The 25,785-nt window shown below is 59.2% G+C and carries 23 protein-coding genes; 8 read left to right on the top strand and 15 right to left on the bottom strand.

Features of this window, described 5'->3' with window-relative positions:
* Nucleotides 1-310: 310 nt before the first annotated feature.
* The 11 genes from GGD50_RS16470 to GGD50_RS16420 all read right to left on the bottom strand — a co-directional run bounded on the left by GGD50_RS16470 (nt 311) and on the right by GGD50_RS16420 (nt 11,886).
* Nucleotides 311-2,272, bottom strand: a complete 1,962-nt coding sequence (locus GGD50_RS16470) for an elongation factor G (protein WP_183938426.1) — start codon at nt 2,270-2,272, stop codon at nt 311-313.
* Between the two features lie 179 nt (nt 2,273-2,451).
* Nucleotides 2,452-3,381 carry a TIM barrel protein gene (locus tag GGD50_RS16465; RefSeq protein WP_183938425.1) on the bottom strand — a complete coding sequence of 310 codons (930 nt, stop codon included), beginning with the start codon at nt 3,379-3,381 and terminating at the stop codon, nt 2,452-2,454.
* Nucleotides 3,382-3,675: a putative quinol monooxygenase gene (locus GGD50_RS16460; protein WP_183938424.1), complete on the bottom strand. Its 294-nt coding sequence runs from the start codon at nt 3,673-3,675 to the stop codon at nt 3,382-3,384.
* Entirely contained in the window at nt 3,672-4,613 is a 942-nt protein-coding gene (locus tag GGD50_RS16455) for a sugar phosphate isomerase/epimerase family protein (RefSeq protein WP_183938423.1), read from the bottom strand. Before GGD50_RS16455 ends, GGD50_RS16460 begins: the two co-directional genes overlap by 4 nt.
* A gap of 81 nt (nt 4,614-4,694) precedes the next feature.
* A complete protein-coding gene (locus GGD50_RS16450) occupies nt 4,695-5,867 on the bottom strand; it encodes a Gfo/Idh/MocA family protein (protein WP_183938422.1) in 1,173 nt (390 codons plus the stop codon).
* A 30-nt stretch (nt 5,868-5,897) separates the two neighbouring features.
* On the bottom strand, nt 5,898-6,923 hold the full coding sequence (locus GGD50_RS16445) for a Gfo/Idh/MocA family oxidoreductase (protein ID WP_183938421.1): 1,026 nt from the start codon (nt 6,921-6,923) through the stop codon (nt 5,898-5,900).
* Nucleotides 6,920-7,825 (bottom strand): sugar phosphate isomerase/epimerase family protein, encoded by a 906-nt coding sequence (locus tag GGD50_RS16440; protein ID WP_183938420.1) that lies wholly within the window; start codon nt 7,823-7,825, stop codon nt 6,920-6,922. The genes GGD50_RS16445 and GGD50_RS16440 overlap by 4 nt, the downstream gene beginning before the upstream one ends.
* A 96-nt stretch (nt 7,826-7,921) precedes the next feature.
* The gene (locus tag GGD50_RS16435) at nt 7,922-8,728 is read right to left on the bottom strand and encodes an ATP-binding cassette domain-containing protein (RefSeq protein ID WP_183938419.1); all 807 of its coding nucleotides are present in this window, start codon (nt 8,726-8,728) and stop codon (nt 7,922-7,924) included.
* A gap of 3 nt (nt 8,729-8,731) precedes the next feature.
* Nucleotides 8,732-9,736, bottom strand: coding sequence for an ABC transporter permease (locus GGD50_RS16430; protein WP_183938418.1), 1,005 nt, complete (start codon nt 9,734-9,736; stop codon nt 8,732-8,734).
* A 10-nt stretch (nt 9,737-9,746) separates the two neighbouring features.
* Nucleotides 9,747-10,793, bottom strand: a complete 1,047-nt coding sequence (locus tag GGD50_RS16425; RefSeq protein WP_183938417.1) for an ABC transporter permease — start codon at nt 10,791-10,793, stop codon at nt 9,747-9,749.
* Between the two features lie 118 nt (nt 10,794-10,911).
* Nucleotides 10,912-11,886 carry a sugar ABC transporter substrate-binding protein gene (locus GGD50_RS16420; protein WP_183938416.1) on the bottom strand — a complete coding sequence of 325 codons (975 nt, stop codon included), beginning with the start codon at nt 11,884-11,886 and terminating at the stop codon, nt 10,912-10,914.
* Between the two features lie 151 nt (nt 11,887-12,037).
* Here GGD50_RS16420 and GGD50_RS16415 point away from each other — a divergent pair, with 151 nt between their 5' ends.
* Nucleotides 12,038-13,078: a LacI family DNA-binding transcriptional regulator gene (locus tag GGD50_RS16415; RefSeq protein ID WP_183938415.1), complete on the top strand. Its 1,041-nt coding sequence runs from the start codon at nt 12,038-12,040 to the stop codon at nt 13,076-13,078.
* Between the two features lie 61 nt (nt 13,079-13,139).
* Here the strand turns inward: GGD50_RS16415 and GGD50_RS16410 are convergent, their stop codons facing one another.
* Nucleotides 13,140-14,699, bottom strand: coding sequence for a B12-binding domain-containing radical SAM protein (locus GGD50_RS16410; RefSeq protein ID WP_183938414.1), 1,560 nt, complete (start codon nt 14,697-14,699; stop codon nt 13,140-13,142).
* A gap of 360 nt (nt 14,700-15,059) precedes the next feature.
* Between GGD50_RS16410 and GGD50_RS16405 the strand changes: the two genes are divergently transcribed.
* Nucleotides 15,060-15,566, top strand: a complete 507-nt coding sequence (locus GGD50_RS16405; protein ID WP_183938413.1) for a hypothetical protein — start codon at nt 15,060-15,062, stop codon at nt 15,564-15,566.
* A gap of 55 nt (nt 15,567-15,621) precedes the next feature.
* Here GGD50_RS16405 and GGD50_RS16400 read toward each other — a convergent pair whose 3' ends face one another.
* From GGD50_RS16400 to repA, 3 genes are all read right to left on the bottom strand, one after another.
* The gene (locus GGD50_RS16400) at nt 15,622-15,972 is read right to left on the bottom strand and encodes a hypothetical protein (RefSeq protein WP_183938412.1); all 351 of its coding nucleotides are present in this window, start codon (nt 15,970-15,972) and stop codon (nt 15,622-15,624) included.
* A 143-nt stretch (nt 15,973-16,115) separates the two neighbouring features.
* Entirely contained in the window at nt 16,116-17,141 is a 1,026-nt protein-coding gene (repB, locus tag GGD50_RS16395) for a plasmid partitioning protein RepB (protein ID WP_183938411.1), read from the bottom strand.
* Nucleotides 17,138-18,313, bottom strand: coding sequence for a plasmid partitioning protein RepA (gene repA / locus GGD50_RS16390; protein WP_183938410.1), 1,176 nt, complete (start codon nt 18,311-18,313; stop codon nt 17,138-17,140). The genes repB and repA overlap by 4 nt, the downstream gene beginning before the upstream one ends.
* A gap of 426 nt (nt 18,314-18,739) precedes the next feature.
* Between repA and GGD50_RS16385 the strand changes: the two genes are divergently transcribed.
* The 6 genes from GGD50_RS16385 to GGD50_RS16360 all read left to right on the top strand — a co-directional run bounded on the left by GGD50_RS16385 (nt 18,740) and on the right by GGD50_RS16360 (nt 25,746).
* Nucleotides 18,740-19,792 carry an alpha/beta fold hydrolase gene (locus GGD50_RS16385; protein WP_183938409.1) on the top strand — a complete coding sequence of 351 codons (1,053 nt, stop codon included), beginning with the start codon at nt 18,740-18,742 and terminating at the stop codon, nt 19,790-19,792.
* Between the two features lie 89 nt (nt 19,793-19,881).
* Nucleotides 19,882-20,622, top strand: coding sequence for a response regulator (locus GGD50_RS16380; protein WP_183938408.1), 741 nt, complete (start codon nt 19,882-19,884; stop codon nt 20,620-20,622).
* The gene (locus tag GGD50_RS16375) at nt 20,619-21,941 is read left to right on the top strand and encodes an ATP-binding protein (protein WP_183938407.1); all 1,323 of its coding nucleotides are present in this window, start codon (nt 20,619-20,621) and stop codon (nt 21,939-21,941) included. The genes GGD50_RS16380 and GGD50_RS16375 overlap by 4 nt, the downstream gene beginning before the upstream one ends.
* A 182-nt stretch (nt 21,942-22,123) precedes the next feature.
* Entirely contained in the window at nt 22,124-23,890 is a 1,767-nt protein-coding gene (locus tag GGD50_RS16370) for a cytochrome c biogenesis protein DipZ (protein WP_183938406.1), read from the top strand.
* A 239-nt stretch (nt 23,891-24,129) separates the two neighbouring features.
* Nucleotides 24,130-24,546 (top strand): organic hydroperoxide resistance protein, encoded by a 417-nt coding sequence (locus GGD50_RS16365; RefSeq protein ID WP_183938635.1) that lies wholly within the window; start codon nt 24,130-24,132, stop codon nt 24,544-24,546.
* A gap of 243 nt (nt 24,547-24,789) precedes the next feature.
* A complete protein-coding gene (locus tag GGD50_RS16360; RefSeq protein WP_183938405.1) occupies nt 24,790-25,746 on the top strand; it encodes a S1C family serine protease in 957 nt (318 codons plus the stop codon).
* Nucleotides 25,747-25,785: the final 39 nt, after the last annotated feature.

Genomic DNA, 25,785 nt, shown 5'->3' with positions numbered 1-25,785 from the left:
CAGGGGAGCGTACGATTTCTTCAGCGTGCCCACCGGTTTACCGTTACTGGGCCGCCCATCGCCTTGTCTCAAACCCAGCCTAGTCGTTTTGAACAGCAGCATCTCAGCCACCTGATTGCACCCAGAACCATTCGCCTGACGACGGCCCGAGCAGTCGGACCTGTTTCCGGAGTTCATCATACATCATACAATGATATAAATTAAGGGAAATGCGACCGATGTCGGCTCGTCCATTTCGAAGCCGCGGATAGGCTGGCGCTTCGCTCAATAAGCGAGGGCCAGCCAAACCATCCACGGCCGCTACATAGCTTCAGTGTTCGACCCGCGCGGTCTCGTGCGCCCTGATGACGGCGTCAGCCTCCTTGCCGTATAGCTCTTCGAAATGATCGAAGGCCTTGGAAAAATAGCCGATGCCCTGCGTCGCCGAGCGCAGCGCCCGCGCCAGATCGTCGAGTGCGCTGCCCGGAACGAGTGCGCGGAAGATGTCCCATCCCTTGGACGCTTCATCCCGGTCAAAGCCGAGAACCTGGCCCTTGAGCGCGGAGACGATCTGGACGAGATTACCCGAATAGACCGATGGTATGTGGATTTCGCTGCGGAAGATCGGCTGCATCAAGACAGTCGATCCTTCGGAAAGCGCCTGCCGCACACCCATTTTCGACGCGGTCCGGAAGGCGTGTTCCGAACTGTCGACGGCGTGGTGCTGGCCATCCGACAGGGTTACCCCGACATCGATGACCTGAAAACCGAGCGGCCCTTTCTCCATCGCTTCGCGCGCGCCCGCTTCGACGGCAGGAATGTAGTTGCGCGGAACGACACCGCCCTTGACCGTTTCGTTGAAGGTGAAACCCTGGCCACGCGCGTTGGGATGAATATTCAGCTTCACATCGGCGAATTGCCCGGCGCCGCCGGTCTGTTTGCGATGGCGGTAATGAACATCCGATGATTTCGCGATGGTCTCGCGGTAGATCGGGCTGGGCGTCCGATCGGTCACGTCGATATGAAAGACATCCGCCAGGGTTCGGCAGAGATCGCGCAGATGCACCGGCCCCTGGGCGCGCACGAGCTGGGCGCCAGTGCCCTCCTCCTGCAAGACGATCAAGCCGCGATCCGTCTCGGAAAGTTTTGCCAGCGTTTCGGAGAGCTTGTTTTCATCACGTTCGCTGCCCGGAATCAGGATCCTTTCCAGCATCGGCGTGGGTGGCTCCGTCCACTCGGGCGGCGCGACCGTGGCGTCTGACGTCAAAAGCGAAGGGACGGGCAGGTGATCGGACTTGACCGCCGCGAAGACATCCCCCGGTGCAGGTGCGACCGCCGCATTGGATCGTCCGTTTGCCGGATCCTGCACGGGGCCGAGGCTCGAACCGCCGAGCGATGCGCCTTGCCGCAGTCCCTCACCAAGCGCACGCACCAGCACCGTCTTGCCGATGTTCTGACGATGATAGGCATGAAAGCTTACGGCTGTCAGCTTTCCTTCGTCGACAGCGCCGGCACGGGCAAGACGCTGACGAAGGGCCGCGACCGGCGGCGCTTCGTGGCGCAGAGCCTTCATCAGCCGCATCATGCCGTTGCCGTGACTTGCGGCACCGATCAGGACCGGGATCACCCTATTTTCCTTGAGAACCCGCGATGAGATGGCATAAAGCGCGTCGCTGGCCGGCTCTCGATCCTCGATCAGTTCCTCGAGGAGCCAATCGTCGAACTCGGAGAGATGTTCCAGCAGCTCGGTGCGCGCTTCCTGCTCGCGCTCGGCGGTACTTTCGGGGATTGCGATCAGCGCCGAGGTCTGACCTTCCCGGTAGCGCCACGCCCGCTCCGAGATCAGATCGCAGCTACCGACGATCCTGTCCCCCTCGCGGATCGGAATCTGGCGAAGCAGAAGCGCGTGATTGGCATAATCCTGAAGCGCTGCGATCACATCCCTCAGCCGCCCTCGCGGTTCATCAATCCGGTTGACGAAGAGGATGCAGGGCGTTCCCGACGCCTCGATCACGCGCAGATAGGGCGCGGCGAGCACAGCCTCTTCGGGCGCCGGTGAAATGCATAGGATGCAGGCGTCGCTGGCAAGAAGCGCGTGCTGCACATGCGCCAGCGCTTCATTAGGTCCCGGCGCGTCCAGCGCACACCAGGTTTCGTTTGCAAAGGTAAATTCCGTGAGGTTCAGCCCGTAAGGGGAGCTGGATTTTCGCGGCGGTCCCTCCAGGGAGCTGAGCTTTTCAACGACCGTCGATTTTCCGGTCTGCGAGGGTCCAAGTACGGTAAAGCAGCGCATCGGTATTCCTCCAACTGCCATAAAGTACAATTTTCGGCCACCACAGGATGCCCCGAACCGCGGCAACGCGCCAGAGGCTCAATTTTCTTATTGAGATACCGTCCATATCAGCGAGATTGGGTAAAGATCTACGCAAGTTGGAGGACATATCGGAAGCGCCTCTCTAAATCTCCTAGCTTTCAGAAACCGACACGCGCCAGGAACGTCCGGCTGGCGGCCAGATCCTCCAATATGCTGCCGGTATTAAGCGGATCGCGTTCCTGTTCGATGGTGATGTAGCCGCCGTAGCCGAGTTCGGTCAGAAGCGCGCGAATTGCCGGATAATCGATCGAGCCGCGGCCGATCGGGCACATGACGCCCTTGGCGCAAGCCTCGAAGAATCGGATGCGCTCGCCCATGACCTCCTGGTAGACCTTGGCGTCGATATCTTTGAAATGAATATAGTCGACGCGATTCCAGTAGTGGCGCAGGGTGGCAACGGGGTCCATGCCCGAATAGGCCATGTGCCCGGTATCGAGGCAGAGGCCAGCCAGATCGGCGGGGATGTCCGCGGCGATACGCTCCAGCTCATCGGCAAACTCGATATAGCCGCCGGCATGCGGATGGATCGTTGCCCGCACGCCGTATTTGTCGCGAGCAAGTGCGGCGACGGCGTGGATATTTTCCACCATGCCATTCCACGCACCATCGTCGAGTCGCGGGGCACGGTCGGGATGTCCGGCAGCGTAGTCCCTTTCATCATGCCCCCAATCCATGACCGTTAGGTAGGGTGCCTGGAAGCGCTGCCGGGAATGCTTTTCCGGTTTCGGCAACTGCGTTATGAGAGAGCAGATCTCATCGGTCTGACGAAGGAGATTGGCGCGGTTTGCGGGCGAAACGAGAGCGTCGAAGATCGTGCCCGCCACGATCCGCAGTCCGCGCTTGTTCAACGCTTCCGACACAAGACCGAGGTCGAGCGGCAGGTAGCCGTAAGGCCCAAGCTCAAGCCCGCCGAAACCGGCGGCTTGCGCCTCGTCCAGCACCTTTTCCCAAGGAGGCAGGTGCGGGTTATTCACGTCATCGACGCCCCAGCAGCAGGGAGCGGTGGTAATGGTGATCGGGTTGGACATTCAAGTCTCGGCGTTGATCGTCTCGAAGGTCGAAGAACGATGGAATTGTTCGTGGAACGCGATGAAGCGTTGCGTATGCTCCTGGAAGAGGTGCTCGGCATGGGCAGCCTCGTCTTTCCATGCCTCCACGAAGATCAGGCGGTCCGGATCGTCAGTGCAGGTAAAGAAGTCATAGGCGAGACAACCAGCTTCCGCTCTCGTCGCAGCTTGCACCTCGGGCGCGCGGGCGAGGATGTCGTCCCGCGTCCCTGGAAGAAGTTCGATCGTGATGATGAACTTGTAAGGCGCCGTCATCGGCTGATCGTCGCCTGAAGGGCATCGATGGAAGATTGGATGCCGGCCTCGGTGGACATGGTGAAATCTTCCATCTCAAGGCTGACCCAGCCGTTGTACCCAGCCATACGGACAACCGAGAAGAACTCCTTCCACCATTGCAGGTCATGCCCTGCACCGACGGCAACATAGTTCCATGAGCGGTTGGCGACGTCGGTCACCTCCTTGAGTTCCAGGAGACCGTTCACATCCGCAAGTCCTCGTTCGATACGAGTGTCCTTGCCGTGGCAATGATGGATTGCAGCGCCTAAGGCGCGCGCGCCGGCAATGGGATCAGCACCTTTCCAGAACAGATGGCTGGGATCGAGGTTCATACCGACCATCGGACCAACTTCGTTGCGTAGGCGGAAGAGGGTCTCCGGGTTCCATACGAGCATCGCCGAGAAGTTCTCAAGCGCGTATTTTTCGACACCAACCTCCTTGGCGAGCCTCACCAGATCATGCCAGAGCGGGAAGGCGCGGTCTTCCCATTGGTAGCGATCACGCTCGGGCACCTCCTCGGGCCAGCTTTTCGTATAGACGAGCCAGTTGGGCACCATGTCGCCAGGAGCGGCTTCCGGAAGGCCGGACATCGTTACGATCGTCTTGATACCGATCTCGCCGGCAAGACGGATGGTTTGCTCCACCTCCTTGCGATGGCGTTGGCCCATGTGGCCCGGATCGAGCGGGTTCGCCGAGCAATTGAGTGCCGCGATCTCCAGACCGCGGGCTTCGATTTCCTTGAGCTTGGTCCTGAGAAGCCCTTTGTCGGCCAAAAGTTCGTCGGCCCGAAAATGCGGTGCGCGCGACCAGCCGCCGCCGGTCATTTCGATGCCTTCGACGCCGAGCTTTACGCATTTGTCGAGCATATCCGTGAAGGAAAGGTCGCCCATCACGTCGGTGCAAATGGATAGTTTCATGGCTTTGTCTTTCTTGCTGAGAGTGTTGGGGACGCGTTCGGGAGGAGGATGGGAGGATATCCAACGCGCCCCCGGTTCCTGCTATTTGAAATCGACCCAGGCAGAGCCCGCATCGGCCGAGCGGACGCAATTCTCCAGCCAGCGAACACCCTCCGTGCCGGCCTTGATGCCCGGGTATTGATGGGTTTTCAGGAAGGCTTCGTCACCGCGGTTCTTCGCGTCAATCGCCTGTGCGATCCACAGGTAGATATTCGACCAGCTATCGCCGAGACCTTCTGTGTGCAATGCACCCATTCGATCGATCGCGAGGCTTTCTTCCTCGAGGTATGGCATTCCGTGATGAAGGGTCCGGTTCGGCTCGCCCTGAACTTCATAAATCAATTGATCTGGATGCGAGTCCGACCACTCGATCGAGGCTTTCGAGCCGACGAAACGATAGCGTTGCGACCCCATATTGCCGGCGTTCACCGAAGACACCCAGAGACGGCCGCGAGCGCCATTGTCATAATGCATGAGCACCGTGGCGTGGTCTTCAAGCGGCGCGCGGGTCGGGATGAAGGCCTTGCGGTCGCAGAGCAGCTTTTCGATCTTCAGATCCGGCAGCACGACTTCGGACAGGTAGTAGAGATGCGTGCCGATATCGCCGAGAACAAAGGTCGCGCCTGCCGTCTTCGGATTGGTCCGCCATTTCACCGCTTCACCCGCACCGACATCGTCACCAGAGTTGAAGCCGTGGGTGTACTGCATGTCGACGATGCGGATTTCGCCCAGCATGCCCTTCTTGACCATCGCGGCCATCTGGTGAACCAGGGGGTGGCCGGTAAAGCCGTAGGTCACGCCGACGATCAGGCCCTTTTTCTCCGCAAGCCTTTCGATTTCCTCACATTCGGCAACGGTGAAGAACAGCGGCTTTTCGCAGATCACATGGAGCCCTGCCTCCAGGCACGCCTTGGTGATTTCGTAATGCGTGAAGTTTGGCGTGGCGATCGAGACGACCTCGACACCGTCCTCGCGCGCTTTCTCGCTGGCGATAAGTTCCTTGTAGTCGGCATAGCAGCGGTCCGCGTCGACGCCGAGGTTCACACCGAAATCGCGACCGCGCGCAGCGTCAAGGTCGAAGGCCCCGCAGACAAGCCTGTAGGTACCATCGCGAAGCGCGCCGGTACGGTGCTTGTAACCGACCTGGCCGGTGCGCCCGCCGCCGATCATGCCCCAACGCAGAGGGCGTCTTATGGTTCTTTCTCCATTGATCATGAGATCATCTTTCTTAAACGGGAATTCAGTTCATTCGGCCGCCTGGGCGATCGCGGTGTCGTAGAGTCCAGGCTTTGCAACCATTGTGATGGGTTGGAATGCGCCAGTTTCCGCGGCGCGCAGCGCGGCGTCCGCAACCAGCGTCGCGGCATAGCCGTCCCAGGTGCTTGGTCCGGTCGTCGTCCCTTGTCCCGCAGCGGCAATCCATTCGCGGAACTCCTGGTCATAGGCATCGATGAAGCGTTCGCGCCAATCTTCCGGTACGCGCTGACGAACACCGTGCTGGTCTCGGATGACTGCGGAAGGGCGCTCGGGGAGGCTTGCCACCCCGTTTTCGCAGCTCACTTCGCCGCGAATATCATAGCCATAGGCAATGTTGACCGAAATTTCGACATCGACCAGCGCCCCGGACGCCAGGTGCAGGAGCACCAGGGTCGGATCACGCAGATCGCCGCCTCGAGAAGAGCGTCGTGGAAGCCGTACTTCGACGCCCTTCACTTCATCCGACAACAGCCATCGCGAAATATCCGCGTCGTGAACGAGCGTGTCATTGAGCGGCATGTCCGATGTGTAGAGGCCGGCAGGCACGGAGGCATTGCGATGGACGGAGCGGTACGTCAGCGGGGTGCCAAGGCTCCCGCTGTCAATGACCGCCTTGAGGCGCCTGTAGTCGCCATCGAAGCGCCGCATGAAACCCACCTGAATGAGGCGGCGCCCGAAAGCCACTTCCGCCTCAATCACCCGGCGGGCCGCCGCCGCGGTGGTGACGAGCGGTTTCTCGCAGAAGACCGGCTTGCCGGCGGCAATGCAGTCGAGAAGCTGCGCCTCATGGGCTGGCCCCCAAGAGCAAATGACCACCGCCTCTACGGTTTCCGAACGGATCAGATCCCCCGCCGTTTCGAACACAACGGCTCCCCCCGGCGCGACGGATGCTGCTCGCTTGACATCAATGTCGTTCACAGCGACCACATCGACACCCGACAGGACCTTGGTCAGGCGGCGAATGTGATCCTGCCCGATCATCCCGGTTCCGATGACACCGACTTTAAGGGTCATTTCGCCCCCCAATATTTGTCGATGAAGCGCTGCATTTCCGAGCGCATGAATTTGCCGGAGTGGTCGGCCTTGTCCTCCCAAGCGAAGACGCAGGCGGTCATGACGCCGTCGAAACCGATGTCGGCCAGCGTGCCGAAGAATTCATCCCAGGGAACCTCGCCCTGGCCGATGTTCAGGTGTTGATGGACGCGAGCCTGCGTGCCGGGCGGATTGAGAATGTAGCGAAGGCCGGATGAGGCCTTATGGTTGAACGTGTCGCCGACATGGACGTGCGCAAGCACATCCTTGGCCTCGCGCAGCATCGCCTTGGTGTCGTCACCGAAATAGAAGGTATGCGGGGCGCAATAGAGGAACTTGACGTTCTTCGAGTTCACCGTGCGGATAATGTCGAGCGCTGGCTGCAGCGTTTCGCACCAGTCTTCCGGGTGCGGCTCGACGTGAAGCGAAATGTTTTCCTTTTCGAAGATCGGCACCAGCTCTTCCATCGAGCGCCACCACGCGTCCTCGCAGGCTTCGATCATCGATCCGGTATGGCAGCAGTAGCACGATCCCTTGTCCGGATGCGGCCCGCGCCCGAACTCGGAATTCATCACATCCACTTCCAGCTCGACGGCGATCTCTATGGCACGCTTCCAGTGCTTGACCGCCGCCTGGCGCTCTGCCTCGTCATTGGATGCCCAACGATACATCGGCAGCAGGGATGCGATGCCGACATCGGCATCTTTCAGCGCGCGCTTGAACGATTTGATCCGGTCGGGGAACACGCGCGGCGCTTTGAACCATTCAAGGAAGTCGCCGCGCGGGGATAGTTCGATCCAATCATAGCCAAGTTCTTTGACCTTCGCGGGCAGGTCTTCAAGGCTTAGATGGCGGTGCATAAAGGGGTCGAGAGCGATTTTCATGATGGTCACCCAAAAAAGGTTGCGCTTGGCGATCTCACCCGCAAGAGCGGGTAAGCCGGTGTTGATCTTCTGGTGGTGGCTCGCTTCGGTAGCGGGTCAGGCCACAGCGGGATGCTCACGGTTCGTGTGAGCTTCGATCTCAGCTTCCAGTTCGGCCATCGCCTCCCCGCCAGCCATCAGATCGGTAATTTCTTCGCGGCTCTTCTCGCCCTTGCGGAAATCCGCAGCCAACGCTCCGCGTATGAGGACGGCGAAGTGATCCCCGACCGTCATCGCGTGCATGACCTGATGGGTGATGAAGATCACCGCGAGACCACGCTTGCGTGCCTCCAGCACGATCCGAAGGACGTGCGCGGCTTCCTTCACGCCCAGCGCCGCAGTCGGTTCGTCCAGGATCAGTACCCGGGCGCCGAAATGCACCGCACGCGCGATGGCGAGCGACTGGCGCTCACCGCCCGACAGCCCGCCGATCAGCCGGTCGCCATCGTCGATGCGGGTAATACCGAATTCCTGCACGGCCTTGACCGCCACTTCGTTTGCCGTCTTGCGGTCGAAAATGGTGAACGGACCGAATTTCTTGGTGGGCTCGACGCCGACGAAAAAGGAGCGACCGATGCTCATCAGCGGAAAGGTTCCGCCAAACTGGTGGACGGTCGAGATACCGCGATCGGCCGCATCTTTGGGACGGTCGAAGAGCACTTCCTGGCCGTCCATGAGGATCTGTCCGGAGGTAGGCTTGTGCACGCCGGCGAGCGTTTTGATCAGGGTCGATTTTCCCGCGCCATTATCCCCGAGGAGACACAGGACCTCTCCGGAATGGACCTTCAGCGAAATGTCGTGCAGGACATCGATCGGCCCGAAGGACTTATTGACGTTTTTGAGTTCCAGAACCGGTTTCGTCATGGCTCAGTCCTTGCTTTTCTTAGGGCGCGCATAAGTCAACGCCATGTTGCGGAAGGTATTGTTCATCAAGACGGCCACGAGCAGCATGATGCCGATGATCAAGCTGGACCAGTTTCGATCGATCGCGGTGAAATAGATGCCCTGGCTGACGACTGCGAAGGTCAGAGTGCCGATAAAGATCCCGACGACCGATCCAAAACCACCGGTCAAGAGCACGCCGCCAACGACGACCGATACAACGGCGTTAAAAATGTAGTTCATGCCGCCGGACACTTGGGCCGAATTGAACAGGATCGCTCCGCACATGCCGACAAAGGAAGCGCTGGTCGAAGAGATCACGAAAAGCCAGATGGTCAGCTTGCGCGTAGGGATGCCGGCATTGCGGGCGCTCACCTTGTCTCCGCCCATGGCGAAAATCCAGTTGCCGTAGCGAGTGAAGTGAATGACGAAAACATAGACGACCGTCAGCGCCAGCCACCACAGGATGATCACTTGGTAGCTGCCAGCCAGAAGCTGACCGAAGACCATTTTGCTCCATTCGGGCGCGGTAAGCGCGACGCTTGCATTGCCCGTCAGCAGCACCGAGGCACTGAGGATGAGGCCCTGCATTGCGACCAGGGTGCCGAGGGTGATGATCAGGGAGGGCACGGACGTCCGCACCGCAAGGATACCGTTGACCAACCCGACCAGGACACCGACGCCGAGAGCGGCCAAGATCCCGACGACGATCGGCATTTCATAGTAGCCAGACACGATGGCGACGCTCATCGAGCCCGCGGGGATCATTGCACCGATCGAAATATCCAGCTCGCCGGCGATCATGAGCATTCCGACGGGAATGGCCACAATCCCGAGATTGGCGGCGAAGTTCACCCAACTGGCAGCACCAAAAAGACTGCCGAGCGCGACGCCGCCGAAGATGACATAGAACAGGATGACCGCGACGAGGCTTATCACCGAACCGGCTTCGGGCCGGCGAAGAAGATTTCCGAGCGAAAAAGTGTTCATCGCACCGCCCTCAGTTCTTTTTCTTGGTTGAGTAGGAGAGTGCCATGTGCCGGAACGTGTCGTTCATGAGCACGGCGATCAACAGGAGTGCTCCGATGATGACGCTGCCGAAATTCGGATCGAACCCGGTGAAATAGATGCCTTGGTTGACCATCGAAAAAGTGATGGTGCCGAAGACGATGCCGACGATCGATCCGAAGCCTCCGGTCAGCAGCACGCCGCCGATGACGACACACATGATCGAATTGAAGATGAAGGACTGTCCGCCCGCGACCTGCGCGCTCTGATAGACCATCGCCTGCGATACCCCGACGAAGGCTGCGCAAAAACTGCTGATCATGAAAAGCGAAATGGTCAGGCGTTCGGTGGGAATTCCGGCGTTGCGTGCGCTGATCCGGTCGCCTCCGAGGGCATAGATCCAGTTGCCGAAACGCGAAACATGCAACAGGTAGGCTAGAACCACGACGATCCCGAGCCACCAGAAAATCGTCACCTCGAACATGCCGCCAACGAACTGGCCGAGCAGGGCCTTCGAAGTCGCGCTCGGCACGATCGCCGTGCTCGTTGATCCGGTCAGCAGGACCGAAACGCCCAGGGTGAGCCCCATGACCGCGAACATGACCCCGATCGTGACAATGAGAGAAGGAACGCGCGTGCGAAGGACGATAAAACCGTTCATGAAGCCGACAAACAGCCCCATTCCAAGCGCTGCCAGGATGCCCACGAATTCAGGCGCACCATAGTGGCCGGATATCACTGCGACCGTCAGCGAAGACGCCGGGATCACCGCACCTACCGACAAATCGAGCTCGCCGGCAATCATCAGAAGTCCGATCGGTAGGGCGACGATTCCGATTTCTGCGGCGATGTTCAGCCAACTGGCAAAGCCGGCGGCGGAAACAAATGTCTCCCCGCCAAACACGACAAAGAAAACGAAACCCGCAATCATTCCGATGAAGGAGCCGGCTTCTGGCCGCCTTACGAGTTGTCCCATGGATCGCAGCAGACCTGAACTGGCGGGAACTGCGGTCGGCTTGGATTGTACGGCAGAGACCATTGGTTCCTCCCTCCCAAATTGGCATGTGTCCGGATAGCGCTAATCAAGCGATCATTCGTGTTTGGCGCTCGGTTTGCTGCCCGGCATATTGGGCCGGGCAGCCACGTGACTTCGTCGCTCAGCGAGCGCCGTTTTTGACACCCGCCATCGTGGCGTCGACGTTGGACGCATCGACGATACCGGGGCCGGTCAAGATCTCACGCGTCGGAACGGTCAAACCATTGTTGACCTTGCCGTTGAGGATCGAAACGGCGAGATAGCCTTGCAGGTAGCCCTGCTGGTCGATGGTGAACATCTGCGTGCCAGACTTGATGTTGTTCAAGATGGTTTCATCCATGTTCACACCACCGACTTTGATCTTGCCAACTTTGCCGGCCTGCATGATGCCGTTGATGGCCGAGTTCGCATCCACATTGCCGATCGTATAGACACCACCAACATCGGGATGTTGAAGCAAATAGGCTTTCACTGCCTGCGCCACGGCAGTGGAATTGCCGAAGGAGGTCGCCGGCAACGGGAGCGTGTCGCCCTTTCCGCCCTTCGCCTTGACTCCATCGGTCATGCCGCGGCAATGAGCTTCGATGTTCGCAGCACCCGGCAGTGTATTGATGCAGACCAGATTCTTAATGTCGTGCTTTGCGAAATACTCGCCGGCCGCAACGCCCGCCTTGTAGTCGTCGCTTCCGACGTAGTTCATGGCGCCCAGGCGATCAGCCGCAGCAACGCCACCGGCATTGTAGATGATCAAGGGTATTTTTGCGTCGACGACGGCTTTGAAGGCGGGATCCATGGCTTCCGGAACCCAGTCCGGCCCGACGATGGCATCGGCTCCCTGCGAAATGGCCTGGCGAATAAGCTCGGCTGCGTCGACGCCAAGGTTGTCGTAGTTCTGCGGACCGAGCCAGGTAACGGAGCCGCCCTGCTGCTTTACCACGAGACCCGCATCTTCGGCACCGCGCTTGACGATCGACCAAAACGGATCATCCGGCTTGCCACCCACGACAAAAATCTTGGCGGCAAACGCCGTGGACGCGCCAAGGCTCAAAGCGACGGTCGTAAGGATAGCCGCGCCGATTAACTTCATGCGTTTCATGTCTTCCTCCCAGAACCCTTCCCAAAGAGGGCCACTTAATGCGTCATGACGTTTAATACTTGAGATGCCAAAGCGAAACTGTAATACTTCACCATCACGCATTTCGTTCCAAAACATGTCATTCATGAATGACGCATTCCGGGGTCGCCGTATGAATAGACCAACCATTGCTGATCTCGCTCGGGCTTCGAATGTAAGCCTTTCCACGATCAACAGGCTGCTTCACGGAACTGGCACCGTCAGGGGAGATACTGCCGATCGTATCTTGGAGGCTGCCGACGCAATTGGCTTTTATGGCCTCGGGGCGCTGCGTGAACGCAAGCGTGATAACCTGCCGCATCGGGAGCTTGGATTTCTGATGCAGCAATCGCATCGGCCCCTCTATCAAATGTGGGCTGAGGCTTTGACGTCATCCGCTTTGCGGCGAAGCGATGTGATGATCGAGCCCAAAGTGGTCTTTGAGGACGATCTTTCCCCCGAGGCGGTATCTGCCAATTTGTTGAAGATGGGTGAAACAGCCGACGCCATTGCGGTGGTGACTGCGGATCACCCGTTAGTCAGCCAAGCGATCGATGAGTTGCGGAGCAAAGGGGTGCCTGTGATCGCATTCGTGACGGACCTATCGGCCGCCAGCCGGGCGGGATTTGTCGGAACCGACAATTGGAAAGTTGGACGAACCGCCGCCTGGTTCATCAATAAGACCGCTCGCCAGCCCGGAAAGGTATTTCCGTTGATCGGCACCAACCGCTACCAGTGCCAGGACATTTCGGATGCGAGCTTCCGCGCTTACATGCGCGAACATGCGCCGGAACTCATCATCAGCGACTCTCTTCTGACCTATGAGGAGCCGCAGAACGCCTATGAGATCGTTCACAAACTCGTCGAGGAGGAAAGCGAGTTGAGGGGCCTCTTTGTGAACGGAGGCGGCATTTCCGGGGTTCTGCGCGCGCTGCGTGAATTGCCTCCGGAGCGGCGGCAGAATATTCACGTCATCTCCCGCGACATCGGACCTGAGACGCGAAAGGGGCTGAACGAGGGATTGATAACCGCGTCGATATGCCATCCGCTCGATAAGATGCCGCAGGAATTGATCGAAGTGATGCTGCGCCGTGTGGAATACAAGGACACGGCATCCATCGAACAACGCATCGTCCCGTTCGATATCCTGACACCCGAAAGTGTTTGGACGTAATGACACGCCAGCGGGCGCAAACCCGCTATCGGCTGCCCTCCCCTACCCCGTCGGGTACCAATCAGAAGGAATTGACGATGTCGCCGCCGGATCGCATCTGCTGGACCATTTTGTGCGCGTGATAATGCATGGCACATTTGATGGCATAGATCTGCAGGATCACCGGAGAACGACGGCGCAACAGCAGTTTCCAGAAGCGCTGGCGATAGATATTTCGCAACTCCGGATCCTGAACCCGACGCATCAGTCTTGTGAAAATACCCGCGGCCTCGAACGCCCACGTCAGATTTAAGGCAATCAGGCGGAGAGGATGGCGGCGCAGATGGCGCAGGCGCGTCCGCTCCGGCTGAATACGGGCATCGAGATAGAGCGCGTCGAGCCTGTCGAAATAGGCGGCGGGCTGATGAAGATCGCTCAGCACGGAAAGATAGCCGTCGCGCAGGGTTTCCCGGCTGAGATTAAGGGGAATGACGTTGGTGCCGAAGGCCGGAGGATCGTCGTGGTCCAGCCGTCCTTCCTTCTCAAGGCGCGTATAAAGCGGTGTCTTCGGAATGGCGGCCAGCATGCCGATCATGGCGTTGACGATCCGCGCATCCTTGATGAAGACGCGTTGGGCGTCGAAGATCGTCGTGTCGTCGCTGTCGAAACCCAAGATCATGCCGCACCACACTTCCATCCCGGTCTGCTGGATGGTGTGGATCTTCTCCAGCATCGTCCCGCCTTTTCTGAGATTCTGGAGCTTCTTGGTTTCGCGCAACGCTGCTTCGTTCGGCGTCTCGATGCCGATGAAGACAATACGGATATTAGCGTCGACCATGAGCTGCATCAGCTCGTCATCGTCGGCCAGATCGATCGAGGCTTCGGTGAGGAAGGTCATCGGGTAATGATTACGCTCCTGCCAGGCCACGACGTCGCGCAGCACTTCCTTGATCGCCTTCTTGTTGCCGATGAGATTGTCGTCGACGATAAATGCCGTATCCATTCCGGCTGACAGCAATGCCTCCATCTCGGCGACGATCTGTGCGCTGGTCTTGATCCGTGGCTTTCGCCCGAACACGACGATGATATCGCAGAAGTCGCATGTGAACGGGCAGCCCCGCGAGAACTGGAGACTGCCGAGCGCGTATTCATCCATTTTCAACAGATCAAAACGTGGGATCGGCACCTTGCTCATGTCCGTCTTGTCGGATTGCTCGTAGCGCCTGACATGACGGCCCTCTGCCCATTCGAGCAGGAATTTCGGCCAGGTCTCCTCGGCCTCACCGATGAACGTGACGTCGACAAGCCCGTCGAAATAGTCCTCCTTGACGGTAACCCACGGTCCGCCGACGACCACAAAACAATTGCGCCGCTTAAGTTCGGTCAAGATTTCCTTCATCCGAAACCGTTGGACGATCATGCCCGTGAGCGCGACGATATCGGCCTGCGCGCAGAGATCGTAGTCGATCGGCTCGACATTCTCATCCACAAGCGTAACGGTGTGTTCGGCAGGCGTGAGCGCCGCCAGCAGAGGCAGGCAGGCGACCGGAAGGTTCGCTTTTACGTCAAACAACGGAAGCGCGTGTTCCATGCCCCAATAGGAGGTTTCGAAACGCGGATTGATGATGATGATATGAGCCATTGAACCCACCGCTCCATGACTTGGAAGACCTAGTTCGGTATTCTGCTAAGGCTTTTTTCGTTTGCCTTGGTACTTGGTCGCCCTACCCCAAACGGAACGGCACCACGCTCCGCACCGCGGAGCGCAGTATTAGCAGCCGTAAATGAGCTCAAAATTAAATTAGAGGAAGCTGTAAAAAGTAGTGACCGCATTGCCGAGGCAATTTCAATTTACCACGGCTGGGAACCGAAAGAGTAGTACAACTTGCCCGCTGCGTCTTTCCGGGCCATTGTCGATAACGACCGGTATCTGCGTCCAAAATGCAAGGAACTATACGGACATATAGGCGTTCGGGGAAATTCGTCTTTCGGGGGTTCTCTCATGTCGTGCTTCGCTCGTGTCCTCCTGATTACGTCAATCGGCCTTTTGCCAACTTTGGCCGCCGCAGACGAGAGCAATTTCCTGCAATCCCTGCAGGGAAAATGGACTGGCAAAGGAACCGTCATCCGTCGGATCGGAACGTCACCGATCAACGTTGCATGTACCTTTGCTTTGACGGCGACCGGGCCTTCCCTCTCCATGCGCGGCAATTGCCGGGGCATGCTCGTCGTGAGCCGCGCGATCTCTGCCGATCTCAAGGTGAATGGCGCGCGCTATAGCGGCGTCTATGTCGGCCCGTCAGGGGGACGTTCTGGATTGTCCGGAAAACGCCAGGGCAATACCATTGATCTTGCCGTCCGCTGGGCAAAAGAGGTCAATGGCGACCGCACGGCGAATATGACGATACAGGAAGTCGGCGGCAATAGCCTCAATCTGCGAACGATCGACCGCGATCCGGGCACCGGCAAATCGATCATAACAAGCGAGATCGCGCTTCGCCGGCTGTAGCGCGGCAGCCGGATCTGGCGTGAAAAGACATGTTTTCAGCCCGCCAGCAAGCAGTCTAGCCAAGCATTTTCTGACTGCTGATGCCAAGAACATCGTTGACGAGAGCGATTGCGATGCCGACCGCCACGATGATCACCCCGATCATAAAGAGACGGCGCGCGCGGTCATATTTGACCACCAGCAGCGAATCCCTTGCCAGCAAATCGGCGAAGACTTTCACCTGCACGGCAATGCCGATCACCATGACCGTCATCGGCAGGATGTCGATGCGACTCCAGTCGTTCGGACCGGAAACCCAGCGATTGATGAAGCTCAGCGAGAAACCGACAAGGATTCCGACGGCCGTCAACGATCCGTTGCGAAAGGTCGAATCGATTTTCTCTTGATCGTCCGTTTCCGGCGCCATGTCGTTTCGTTATCCCGTCAAATGCTCTATCTTATTGTTTTTACGCAACCCCAGACGGAAAGCGGCTCACGCACTTATCGTGGAATTGCTCTAGCTCGTCGAAATATGCTCAGCCAAGCACCCTCGCCGCCTTATGTCCAGATCTATCGAGTTTCCCGCTTGCTTTGGTCCTGCGCCTTCTGAGTTTCACCGAGATATTCCTCGTGCAGTCCCTCGATTCGATGCAGCAGATATTTGACGAAATCGTCCGGGACGGCCTTCGTGAACGTGAGCTTGGTTCCCGCCTTGGCATAGTTCACCACCGCAAGGGTCAATCCCTTGGAAACAACTTCTTGGACATGGTCCACAACGGCTGGAGAAGCCTCCTTGGCAGTAGAGACCGCGTTCAGCACGGCGGCAAACCTGTTGTCGCTGGAAAGCGGCTGAACATCCGATCCCGTGAGAATGCGCTCCGCGATCCCTCTAGCATCGGCATTTGCGCTCCAACGCTCAGCCAACTGCGCCCAGCGCCGCCGCCCGGTCTCCGGAGCGGCGCCAATGCCCGCCAGAACTGCTTTTGGGAAGCTTCTTGCGATCTGGAGCATCTCGGAGATGTGCGATTTTCCGGTCGCCAGCGAGGCGCAGATCACTTCGCGTTTAAACCCTGCCTCTTCCTGACTGAGGGCGAAAACGCACTTCTCGATGAAGGACAGGTCATCGCGATTGGCATTCTCTTCGCCCTGGATGACGATCGCCTGTTCATCGGAAAGATCACGGACGATCGCCCGGAACTTGATGCCGAGAAGCTTTGCGGCCGCAAGACGGCGCCGGCCGAAGACGATCTGAAATTTGCCTCCCTCCCCGCTGATGGGTCGAACCAGGCCAGGCGTGGTCTGTCCATGCTCTCGCATCGACTCTACGAGATCCTGTAACCGGTCGGTTTCGTAAGCACCGTCGAACCGATCGCGGATTTGCGACGGCAAAACCGCATCTACATCCAGTTCGATAATATGATCCGCATTCCGCAACAGCTTATCGGCAAGTTCACCGCGTTCCTGAAGCTGTCGAACGCCGGCGGCGACCTTGAGGAGATGCGGCGACGGCGATGTCGCGAGCGGCGGCGTGGATGCTTCTTCCGCGAGCCCGACCAGGACGTTTGCGAACATGCCCTTGGAATCTTTTCTGCTCATTGACGCCCCCATGCTTTCCAGAGAAGCTCTTCGACTTCGGCATTCGCGGCATTGATCGATTCAATTGCCCGGTCATAGGTCTTCGGCGCGGAGAACCTGGCCCGCTGCACCTCGTAAAGGCTCTGCTTCCAAGTCAATGCATCTGCGACGGCGGTCGACTTGATCACCGCATTCAAAAGAAGATCGTCGCCAAATACCTGCCGCATCAGCGCCGTCATATTCGCTTGCGGGTGATCGTTCGGCTCGAATTTGGTGATCAGGAACTTGGCGAAATCCCATTGCGCCGAGGTCCCCACCTGCTCAAGGATCTGCATGTAGGACCCGGCAAGCTCGAGGAATTTTGCTGTCGAGTCGACATCGAGCATGTGAGCGGGAACGGGTATCAGAACGCCCGTCGCCGCCGTAAGGGACGACAGGGTGAGAAAGTTCAGCGACGGTGCCGAATCCATCAAGATGATGTCGTAGCGATCCGCGATCTGCTCCAATGCCTGCGAAACCCGCAACAGGAAGCTCGTACCGCCGGATTTGCGCATTTCCAATGCAACGGCGGTTTCGAATTCCGTCAATTCAAGACCGGCGCAGATGACATCGAAACCCGCAATGTGGGTCTGATGAATGACCTGCTCGGTGGGAACGGGATTTTCGAAACGAATGGCCGAATAGAGCGTATCGCCATCACGGTAATCGAAATCGGGCAGACTTCCATGAAGGCTGGTCAACGACGCCTGCGGATCGAGATCCACGGCAAGCACGCGATACCCTTTCAAGGCCAGATAGTGGCCAAGATGGATCGTGGTTGAGGTTTTGCTGGAACCGCCCTTGAAATTCGTGATCGCCAGAATCTGGCACTGTTCGCCCTCGACACGTCGCGGGCTCATCCACTTCTTCCGGCCGTTTTGCGCAAGGTGCATCCTGAGCTCGAGGATCTGCTCCATCGAGTAGAGGCGCCGGCCGTTTGCGACCTCGGGAGATGGCCCCTGCTCTTTCAGCGAAATCTGCCTGATATAGGCCTCGGTGACGTTGAGCAGCGCGGCAACTTCGGAGGAGCTGAATTTGCGCATCGTGCGGCGGGCATTCGGGGGGAATTGCGCGAGGCTAAGATTGCCCAGTGCAACGTCCAGCTTCGCAGAGAATGTCTGCATGAAGGCGAGGCTGCTCAGATGTCGTGTCACCACACTCTCCCATTTTGGCAAGCCTACTAAGCGCCTGGATGGTTAACGTTTTATAAAAAATCCCGTAATTACGCTGAATGCCGATATTACAAACATTTGGCGTAGATAATGCGGTAGCGCGATTCTATCGCCGGCGGCAACCGCGCGTGTTCCCCGCGGGGAACTTTTGCTTGGATATCCCAAACGAGAGGGAGGAGTTCCCCGCGGGGAATATCGCAGGGCGACGAGCAAGCTTGGCAACGTAGCGCCACGGCTAACGCATCATTTTCCGATTTCCCCTCGCGCATCACGCCATCGTTTGTAGCCAATTGTATCTGAAGCCCTGAAGGCTACATACCTATTCAAAGCCGAGGGTATCGCGACACATCGCAGATACACGGAGGCGGTCTCTTCATGCCGACCCGAAGCCATATTAGAGAGAGATTAATGTCCGAAGATATCAACCATCATCGCCGCCGTTTCTTTGGTACCGCCGCCATGACCATCACCGCCGCACAACTCGGCCTGTTCGGCGTTGCGCAAGCACAGTCCGCGCAGACCAAGCCGACGGCCCCGCCCGCGATCAAACCGGGAACGAATACATCCTTTGGTCCTCTCAAACAGATTGATGCGGGCCTGCTGAATATCGGATATGCCGAAGCCGGCCCGGCTGATGGTCCGCCGGTCATTCTTCTGCATGGCTGGCCCTATGACATCCACAGCTTCGCCGACGTTGCGCCCTTGCTGGCGGCTCAGGGCTACCGGGTGATCATTCCTTATCTACGTGGCTACGGCACAACGCGCTTTCTTTCAGCCAACACCGTCCGCAATGGCCAGCAGTCGGTCGTCGCTACCGATATCCTTGCCTTGATGGATGCGCTGAAGATCCAAAAGGCGGTCCTTGGCGGCTTCGATTGGGGCGCGCGTACGGTCAACATTCTTGCGGCGCTGTGGCCGGAGCGCTGCAAGGCCATGGTCTCCGTCAGCGGCTATCTGATCGGCAGCCAGGAAGCCGGCAAGAAGCCGCTGCCGCCGAAGGCAGAACTGCAATGGTGGTATCAGTATTATTTTGCCACGGAACGCGGCCAGGAAGGCTATGCCAAATACCGGAACGACTTCGCGAGACTCATCTGGCAGATCGCGTCGCCGAAGTGGAATTTCGACGATGCGACCTTCGAACGCACCGCCGCATCCTTCGACAATCCGGATCACGTCGCCATCGTCATTCACAATTATCGCTGGCGGCTGGGCCTGGCGGAAGGCGAGGCGCAGTATGACGATCTGGAAAAGCGGCTGGCAAAGGCTCCGGTCATCAACGCACCCACGATCACAATGGAAGGTGACGCGAATGGCGCGCCGCATCCCGAACCCGCAGCCTATCGCAATAAGTTCGCGGGCAAGTACGAGCACAGGACCATAGAAGGCGGCATCGGCCACAACCTGCCGCAGGAAGCACCGCAGGCTTTCGCCCAGGCAATCATCGACGTGGATAGATTCTGATCTTCCGAGCAGGGCGCCGGCGTTGGTATAGACTACCGCTGCCGGCGACGTCCTGTTGCGCCGTTCTGGACAGAAGAGGCCACCCGACGATGGATCACATCGACCACATTTTGATCGTTGATGACGATCGTGAAATCCGTGAGCTGGTTTCGAGCTATCTCACAAAGAACGGGCTGCGCACCACCGTCGCCGCAGACGGCCGGCATATGCGGGCATTTCTGGAAACAAATGCCGTCGATCTCATCGTCCTCGACGTGATGATGCCGGGCGACGACGGTCTGGTTCTTTGTCGCGAGCTGCGCGCCGGCAAGCACAAGTCGACACCGATCCTGATGCTGACCGCACGCAACGACGAGACGGACCGTATCATCGGCCTGGAAATGGGAGCGGACGATTATCTGGTAAAGCCCTTTGCCGCGCGCGAGCTCCTGGCCCGCATCAAGGCGGTCCTGCGCCGCACCCGCATGCTCCCGCCAAATCTGCAGGTAACGGAAGTCGGCCAGCTTTTGTCCTTCGGCGATTGGCAGCTCGATACGACCGGCCGACATCTGCTCGATCGCGAAGGAACGGCGATTGCGCTCAGCGGCGCGGAATATCGCTTGCTCCGCGTTTTCGTCGATCATCCGCAACGCGTCCTCAACCGTGATCAGCTTTTGAACCTCACACAGGGGCGGGACGCCGAGCTGTTCGACCGGTCTATCGACCTGCTGGTCAGCCGACTTCGCCAGCGCCTCCGCGACGATGCCCGCGAGCCCGCCTATATCAAAACGGTCCGCAGCGAAGGCTATGTTTTCGCAATGCCGGTCGAAATATCCGAGTTGCGCCGATGAGCGACGTCTCAGGGTTTCGAGGTTTCCGGCCTTGGCCACGCAGCTTGGGATCAAGGCTGTTCCTGATCCTTCTGGCCGGGTTGATGATCGCTCAGGGGCTTACCTTCAGTGTCCAGTTCGTGGAACGCTACATCTCCGCCAAGACTGTGATGCTCAACACGCTGGAGAGCGATGTGGCGACCTCGATCGCTGTTCTCGATCGCCTGCCGGCGGCCGAACGTGCCGATTGGCTGGATCGCCTCGATCGCGGAACCTATCGGTTTGTCCTCGGCCCGGGCCTTCCGGGCGTGCCTGATATGACGGAGCAGGGCAGGCAGATTGCCGGAAGAATACAAGACGCCGTCGGCAAGCGCTTTCCCCTCAGCTTCGTGTCGATACCGGGTGACGGCAAGCGCCTCCAAGCCCATCTGACCCTCAGCGACGGCAATCCGCTGACGATCGACGTCAATCCCGCACCCATCATGCCGATGGCCGTATGGCTGCCCTTCGTTCTTCTCCTGCAGCTCGGTCTTCTCATTCTCTGTACCTGGCTTGTCGTCCGGCAGGCGATCCGGCCGCTTGTGAACCTGGCCAATGCCGCCGACGCTCTTGATCCGAACAAGAAGACACCGCGCCTCGCAGAAGCGGGGCCAAGCGAAGTCGCCCATGCCGCACGCGCTTTCAATGCGATGCGCGACCGGATTGCCCATTATCTGGAGGAAAGGGTGCAGATTCTCGCGGCGATCTCGCACGATCTTCAGACACCGATTACGCGCATGAAGCTGCGGGCCGAAATCGCGGAAGACTCCGCGGAGAAAGAAAAGCTGGTGCAGGACCTCGCCGAAATCGAGCGCCTTGTCCACGAGGGGGTAGCCTATGCCCGCAGCGCCCACGGAAATACCGAAAAACCTTCCCGCATTGATATCGGCTCGTTCGTCGAGAGCCTTGCCTATGACTATCAGGACACTGGCAAAGCGGTGATGGTCGCCGACAAGATCGACGGCGCTGTTGTTACCCGGCCGCATGCCCTCCGGCGGATCCTGACAAACCTCATCGACAACGCGCTCAAATTCACAGGCACGGCGGAGATATCCGTACAGAAGGACGGCACCGGGGCGATCCTTATCAAGGTGCTCGACCGCGGTCCCGGCATTCCGGCGGATCAGCTCGACGCGGTGATGCAGCCCTTCTTCCGGCTTGAACAATCCCGGAGCCGGGGAACCGGGGGAACTGGATTGGGATTGGCGATCGCCGGACAGCTTGCTCAGGCGATTGGCGGCTCGCTCACTTTGCGCAATCGCGAGGGCGGCGGCCTGTCGGCGGAAATCTCCATCCGCTGAGAAGCTGAAAGCCACGCTACGTTTGTATCCCAACGTAGCGGCCCGCTCCCTTCCAACACTTCGTTACACTTTCGCCTCATCGGGACACATGGGGGATACGTCCGCTTCCCCTTATGCGGCCAATGGCTGCTCGTCGGCCATTGCGCCTTGGCGCCCGATCAATCCCTTCAAAGGAAACGAAGATGACGCTACTTGTCATTGCCTATCTCGGAGGCGTGCTGACGATCCTCACCCCCTGTATTCTCCCGGTTCTTCCCTTTGTCTTTGCCCGTGCCGGTCAGCCCTTCGTCAGAAGCGGCCTGCCGATGCTCGCTGGCATGGCGATAACCTTTGCCGCAGTCGCGACCCTTGCGGCCATCGGCGGCGGCTGGGCTATCCATGCCAACGAAAATGGCCGCTACGCCGCCCTCGCGTTGCTTGCCGTCTTCGGTGTAACCCTCGTCTCGCCGCGGATTGCTACAATCCTGACCCGGCCGATCGTTGCCTTGGGAAACAGGCTGCTGAATTCGCCCGGCCAGCATTCCTGCTCCACGGTTGGAAGTTCTCTGGTTCTCGGCATCGCCACCGGGCTGTTGTGGGCGCCCTGCGCCGGCCCTATCCTCGGCCTGATCCTGACGAGTGCCGCCCTTCAGGGAGCGAATGCCCGCACCACTCTGTTGCTTCTTGCCTATGCGGCAGGTGCGGCAACATCGCTCGCGGCCCCCCTTCTGGCTGGCAGCCGGATCTTCGCGGCCATGAAAAATTCGCTCGGATCTGGCGAAAGACTGCGCCAGGCTCTCGGCGCGGCGGTCCTCGCCGGTGTCGCAGCGATCGCGCTTGGCTTCGACACGGGATTTCTGGCGCACTTGTCCTACGCCAGCACCTCGACGCTGGAGCAGGCCGTTCTCGATCATTTCAACGCCGATCGCCCGGACTCCACGGCGACGATGGTGGCCAGCAACACACCGATGATGGCCGCCACCAAGCCTGGCTTCAAAAGCAGACTTCCCGTCGAGGGTCGGCTTCCCTCGCTTGACGGCGCTGTTACATGGTTGAACTCGCCGCCGCTGACCGCCGAGCAGCTTCGCGGTAAGGTCGTGCTCGTGGATTTCTGGACCTATTCCTGCATCAACTGCATCCGCACCATCCCCTACATCAAAGCCTGGTCGGACAAATACCGGGATCAGGGGCTGATTGTCATCGGCGTGCACGCACCGGAATTCGCTTTCGAGAAGAACGTCGATAACGTGAAGGAAGCCCTCAAGGACTTCGACATCGGCTATCCCGTCGCCATCGACAACAATTACAGGATTTGGCAGGCGTTCCAGAACAGCTACTGGCCGGCACTCTATTTCGTCGACGCCAAAGGGCAGATCAGGCACCATGTTTTCGGGGAGGGCGAATACGATACCTCCGAAAAGGTCATCCAGGAACTGCTGGCGGACGCCGGCAGCGAGATGCCCGAAAACAGCATGGTCACGCCGAATGCGCGAGGCGCTGAGGCTGCACCCGATCTCGGCAACATCAGATCCGGCGAGACCTACATAGGCTATAAGGAAGCCTCGAACTTCGTATCGCCGGAGGGTCTGAACGGGAATGCCGCTCAGAACTATACGACCGGTGAACCCGGTCTCAACGAATGGGGCCTCTCCGGCAACTGGACCATCGGTCCCGAACAAGCGACGCTGAACAAGGCCGGCGGTGGCATCACCTATCGCTTCAGCGCCCGCGACCTGCACCTTGTTCTCGGCCCCGGTGCCGATGGCAAGCCGGTGCGGTTTCAGGTCACAGTCGATGGCAAGGCGCCGGCTGCCAGCCATGGCGCCGACACCGACGCCGAGGGCAACGGCACAATCACTGAAACACGCCTCTATCAGCTCGTGCGCCAAGCCGGCGATCTCGGGGAGCGGACTTTCACGGTCCGCTTCCTCGATCCCGGTGTCGAAGCCTACGTATTCACCTTTGGATGAGGAGCAGGACGATGCAGCGAGACGTCCTGCGGCGGCAGCGCGGAAACCGGAATTAGCAACCGCCCGCCGCCCTCTTTGTACGGCAATGTACAAAGCCGCCGGCACCCCACACTCCGTTACACTTCGGCTCGATCAGGACACATGCCGGATACGTCGACACTGCTTTATGCGGGCAATGGCTGGTGAGCAGTCATTGCCCGCATAAGGGCGCCATCAAAGACATCAAAGGAACCGACATCATGACCCAGACCGGCAAGGTACTCTATACCGGCAAGACCCACACCACCGGCGGCCGCGACGGCGCATCGCGCAGCTCCGATGGCCGCCTGGACATCAAGCTTTCCTCCCCCGGCACCTCTGGCGCCGGCACCAATCCGGAGCAACTGTTCGCTGCCGGTTGGTCGGCCTGCTTCGAAGGTGCAATCGGGCTTGCCGCCGGCAAGATGAAGGTCGCCGTTCCGGCTGATGCGGCGATCGACGCCGAGGTGGATCTTTGCCTCATCGACGGCGCATATTTCCTACAAGCTCGTCTCAATGTCAGCCTGCCGGGCTTGGAGCGCGATGTGGCTCAGGCGCTCGTCGAGGCTGCGCATCAGACCTGCCCCTATTCCAAGGCCACGCGCGGCAATATAGACGTCGTGATCAACGTGGTCTGACCCGATCTGCCTTCCCAATCGCTGCAGCGATAGAATGACCATCGCACGCCGGCACAACAGCCGGCGTGCGATTGAATAAGTCTTGGCAGCGATCAAAGCTTTCCGCAGCAAGTGTCCCGCCTTGAACGCAAGCCGACGCCCATCCATCTAATTCTCACTACAGCGCCATGGCGAACCAGGGCATCCCCTGTGATCGGTCGCCGGCGGCAGCGACGATGGGCGCCGCTGTTTGAGGATCAAACGATGGGTTTCATAGATAAGAACATTGTGCCCGCAGACGACGGGGCACTGATCGATGCATATTCTCAATCCATAGCAAGTGCGGTGGAGGCGGTTGGACCGGCGGTCAGCCGGATCGAGCGTGTTGGCGGCAAGGGCGGGCATGGTTCCGGCTTTGCCGTCTCGCCGGACGGGCTGATCGTCACCAACAACCATGTCGTCGACGACGCCAAGATCGTCCGCATCACCACCCCTGACGGTTCCGTCACCGAAGGACGCGTGCTCGGACGCGACGTCGACACCGACATCGCTCTCATCCGAGCGAATTCCGGCGTCGGCGCCTGGGCTCGGCTTGGGGACTCCAAGCGTCTGCGCAGGGGCCATATCGCCATCGCCATCGGAAATCCGCTCGGCTTCGAATGGACGGTGACCGCCGGTATCGTATCAGCGCTTGGTCGCTCGATGCGATCTGCGAGCGGACGCCTGATGGATGACGTCATTCAGACCGACGCAGCGCTCAATCCCGGCAATTCCGGAGGGCCGTTGGTATCGTCGAGTGGCGAGGTCATCGGGGTTAATACGGCCGTCATCCAGGGCGCGCAGAGCATCGCCTTCGCGGTCGCTTCCAATACGGCGAACTTCGTGGTTTCGGAAATACTGCGCTACGGCCAGGTCAGGCGTGCCTTCATCGGCATCGCCGGCGATACGATCGAGCTGCCGCGGAGGATTGCCCTTGAGGCCGGGACGGGCCAGGGAACCTCGGTGCGCGTCAGACGCGTCGAACCCGGCGGTCCTGCCGAGCGCGCAGGCTTGCGGGACGGCGACTATATTCTGGCAATCGACGGCACCCCGGTCAGTGGTGTCGACGACATCGTAAGGCTGATGGGCGGCGAGAGGATCGGTCAAAACACCGACCTGCTCGTCTTCTCAGTCGCAGGCCGAATTGAGAAACGGATCTTGCTGCCGGTTGCCCGGTCGTAGGCATCCGAGGAAAATGACAACGCCGGCCGGTTCAGTTGA

The sequence above is a fragment of the Martinezella paranaensis genome, from assembly GCF_014200235.1.
Taxonomy (GTDB): Bacteria; Pseudomonadota; Alphaproteobacteria; order Rhizobiales; family Rhizobiaceae; genus Rhizobium; species Rhizobium paranaense.
This window is presented reverse-complemented; position numbering and strand designations above follow the sequence as displayed.

What these genes read in the sequence shown, in the direction of transcription:
- GGD50_RS16420 (WP_183938416.1), bottom strand. Translation starts at nt 11,886, where the DNA reads ATGAAACGCATGAAGTTAATCGGCGCGGCTATCCTTACGACCGTCGCT.
- GGD50_RS16400 (WP_183938412.1), bottom strand. Translation starts at nt 15,972, where the DNA reads ATGGCGCCGGAAACGGACGATCAAGAGAAAATCGATTCGACCTTTCGC.
- GGD50_RS16430 (WP_183938418.1), bottom strand. Translation starts at nt 9,736, where the DNA reads ATGAACACTTTTTCGCTCGGAAATCTTCTTCGCCGGCCCGAAGCCGGT.
- GGD50_RS16405 (WP_183938413.1), top strand. Translation starts at nt 15,060, where the DNA reads ATGTCGTGCTTCGCTCGTGTCCTCCTGATTACGTCAATCGGCCTTTTG.
- GGD50_RS16360 (WP_183938405.1), top strand. Translation starts at nt 24,790, where the DNA reads ATGGGTTTCATAGATAAGAACATTGTGCCCGCAGACGACGGGGCACTG.
- GGD50_RS16460 (WP_183938424.1), bottom strand. Translation starts at nt 3,675, where the DNA reads ATGACGGCGCCTTACAAGTTCATCATCACGATCGAACTTCTTCCAGGG.
- GGD50_RS16465 (WP_183938425.1), bottom strand. Translation starts at nt 3,381, where the DNA reads ATGTCCAACCCGATCACCATTACCACCGCTCCCTGCTGCTGGGGCGTC.
- GGD50_RS16455 (WP_183938423.1), bottom strand. Translation starts at nt 4,613, where the DNA reads ATGAAACTATCCATTTGCACCGACGTGATGGGCGACCTTTCCTTCACG.
- GGD50_RS16365 (WP_183938635.1), top strand. Translation starts at nt 24,130, where the DNA reads ATGACCCAGACCGGCAAGGTACTCTATACCGGCAAGACCCACACCACC.
- GGD50_RS16470 (WP_183938426.1), bottom strand. Translation starts at nt 2,272, where the DNA reads ATGCGCTGCTTTACCGTACTTGGACCCTCGCAGACCGGAAAATCGACG.
- GGD50_RS16415 (WP_183938415.1), top strand. Translation starts at nt 12,038, where the DNA reads ATGAATAGACCAACCATTGCTGATCTCGCTCGGGCTTCGAATGTAAGC.
- GGD50_RS16385 (WP_183938409.1), top strand. Translation starts at nt 18,740, where the DNA reads ATGTCCGAAGATATCAACCATCATCGCCGCCGTTTCTTTGGTACCGCC.
- repB (WP_183938411.1), bottom strand. Translation starts at nt 17,141, where the DNA reads ATGAGCAGAAAAGATTCCAAGGGCATGTTCGCAAACGTCCTGGTCGGG.
- GGD50_RS16375 (WP_183938407.1), top strand. Translation starts at nt 20,619, where the DNA reads ATGAGCGACGTCTCAGGGTTTCGAGGTTTCCGGCCTTGGCCACGCAGC.
- GGD50_RS16425 (WP_183938417.1), bottom strand. Translation starts at nt 10,793, where the DNA reads ATGGTCTCTGCCGTACAATCCAAGCCGACCGCAGTTCCCGCCAGTTCA.
- GGD50_RS16450 (WP_183938422.1), bottom strand. Translation starts at nt 5,867, where the DNA reads ATGATCAATGGAGAAAGAACCATAAGACGCCCTCTGCGTTGGGGCATG.
- GGD50_RS16410 (WP_183938414.1), bottom strand. Translation starts at nt 14,699, where the DNA reads ATGGCTCATATCATCATCATCAATCCGCGTTTCGAAACCTCCTATTGG.
- GGD50_RS16370 (WP_183938406.1), top strand. Translation starts at nt 22,124, where the DNA reads ATGACGCTACTTGTCATTGCCTATCTCGGAGGCGTGCTGACGATCCTC.
- GGD50_RS16445 (WP_183938421.1), bottom strand. Translation starts at nt 6,923, where the DNA reads ATGACCCTTAAAGTCGGTGTCATCGGAACCGGGATGATCGGGCAGGAT.
- GGD50_RS16440 (WP_183938420.1), bottom strand. Translation starts at nt 7,825, where the DNA reads ATGAAAATCGCTCTCGACCCCTTTATGCACCGCCATCTAAGCCTTGAA.
- GGD50_RS16435 (WP_183938419.1), bottom strand. Translation starts at nt 8,728, where the DNA reads ATGACGAAACCGGTTCTGGAACTCAAAAACGTCAATAAGTCCTTCGGG.
- GGD50_RS16380 (WP_183938408.1), top strand. Translation starts at nt 19,882, where the DNA reads ATGGATCACATCGACCACATTTTGATCGTTGATGACGATCGTGAAATC.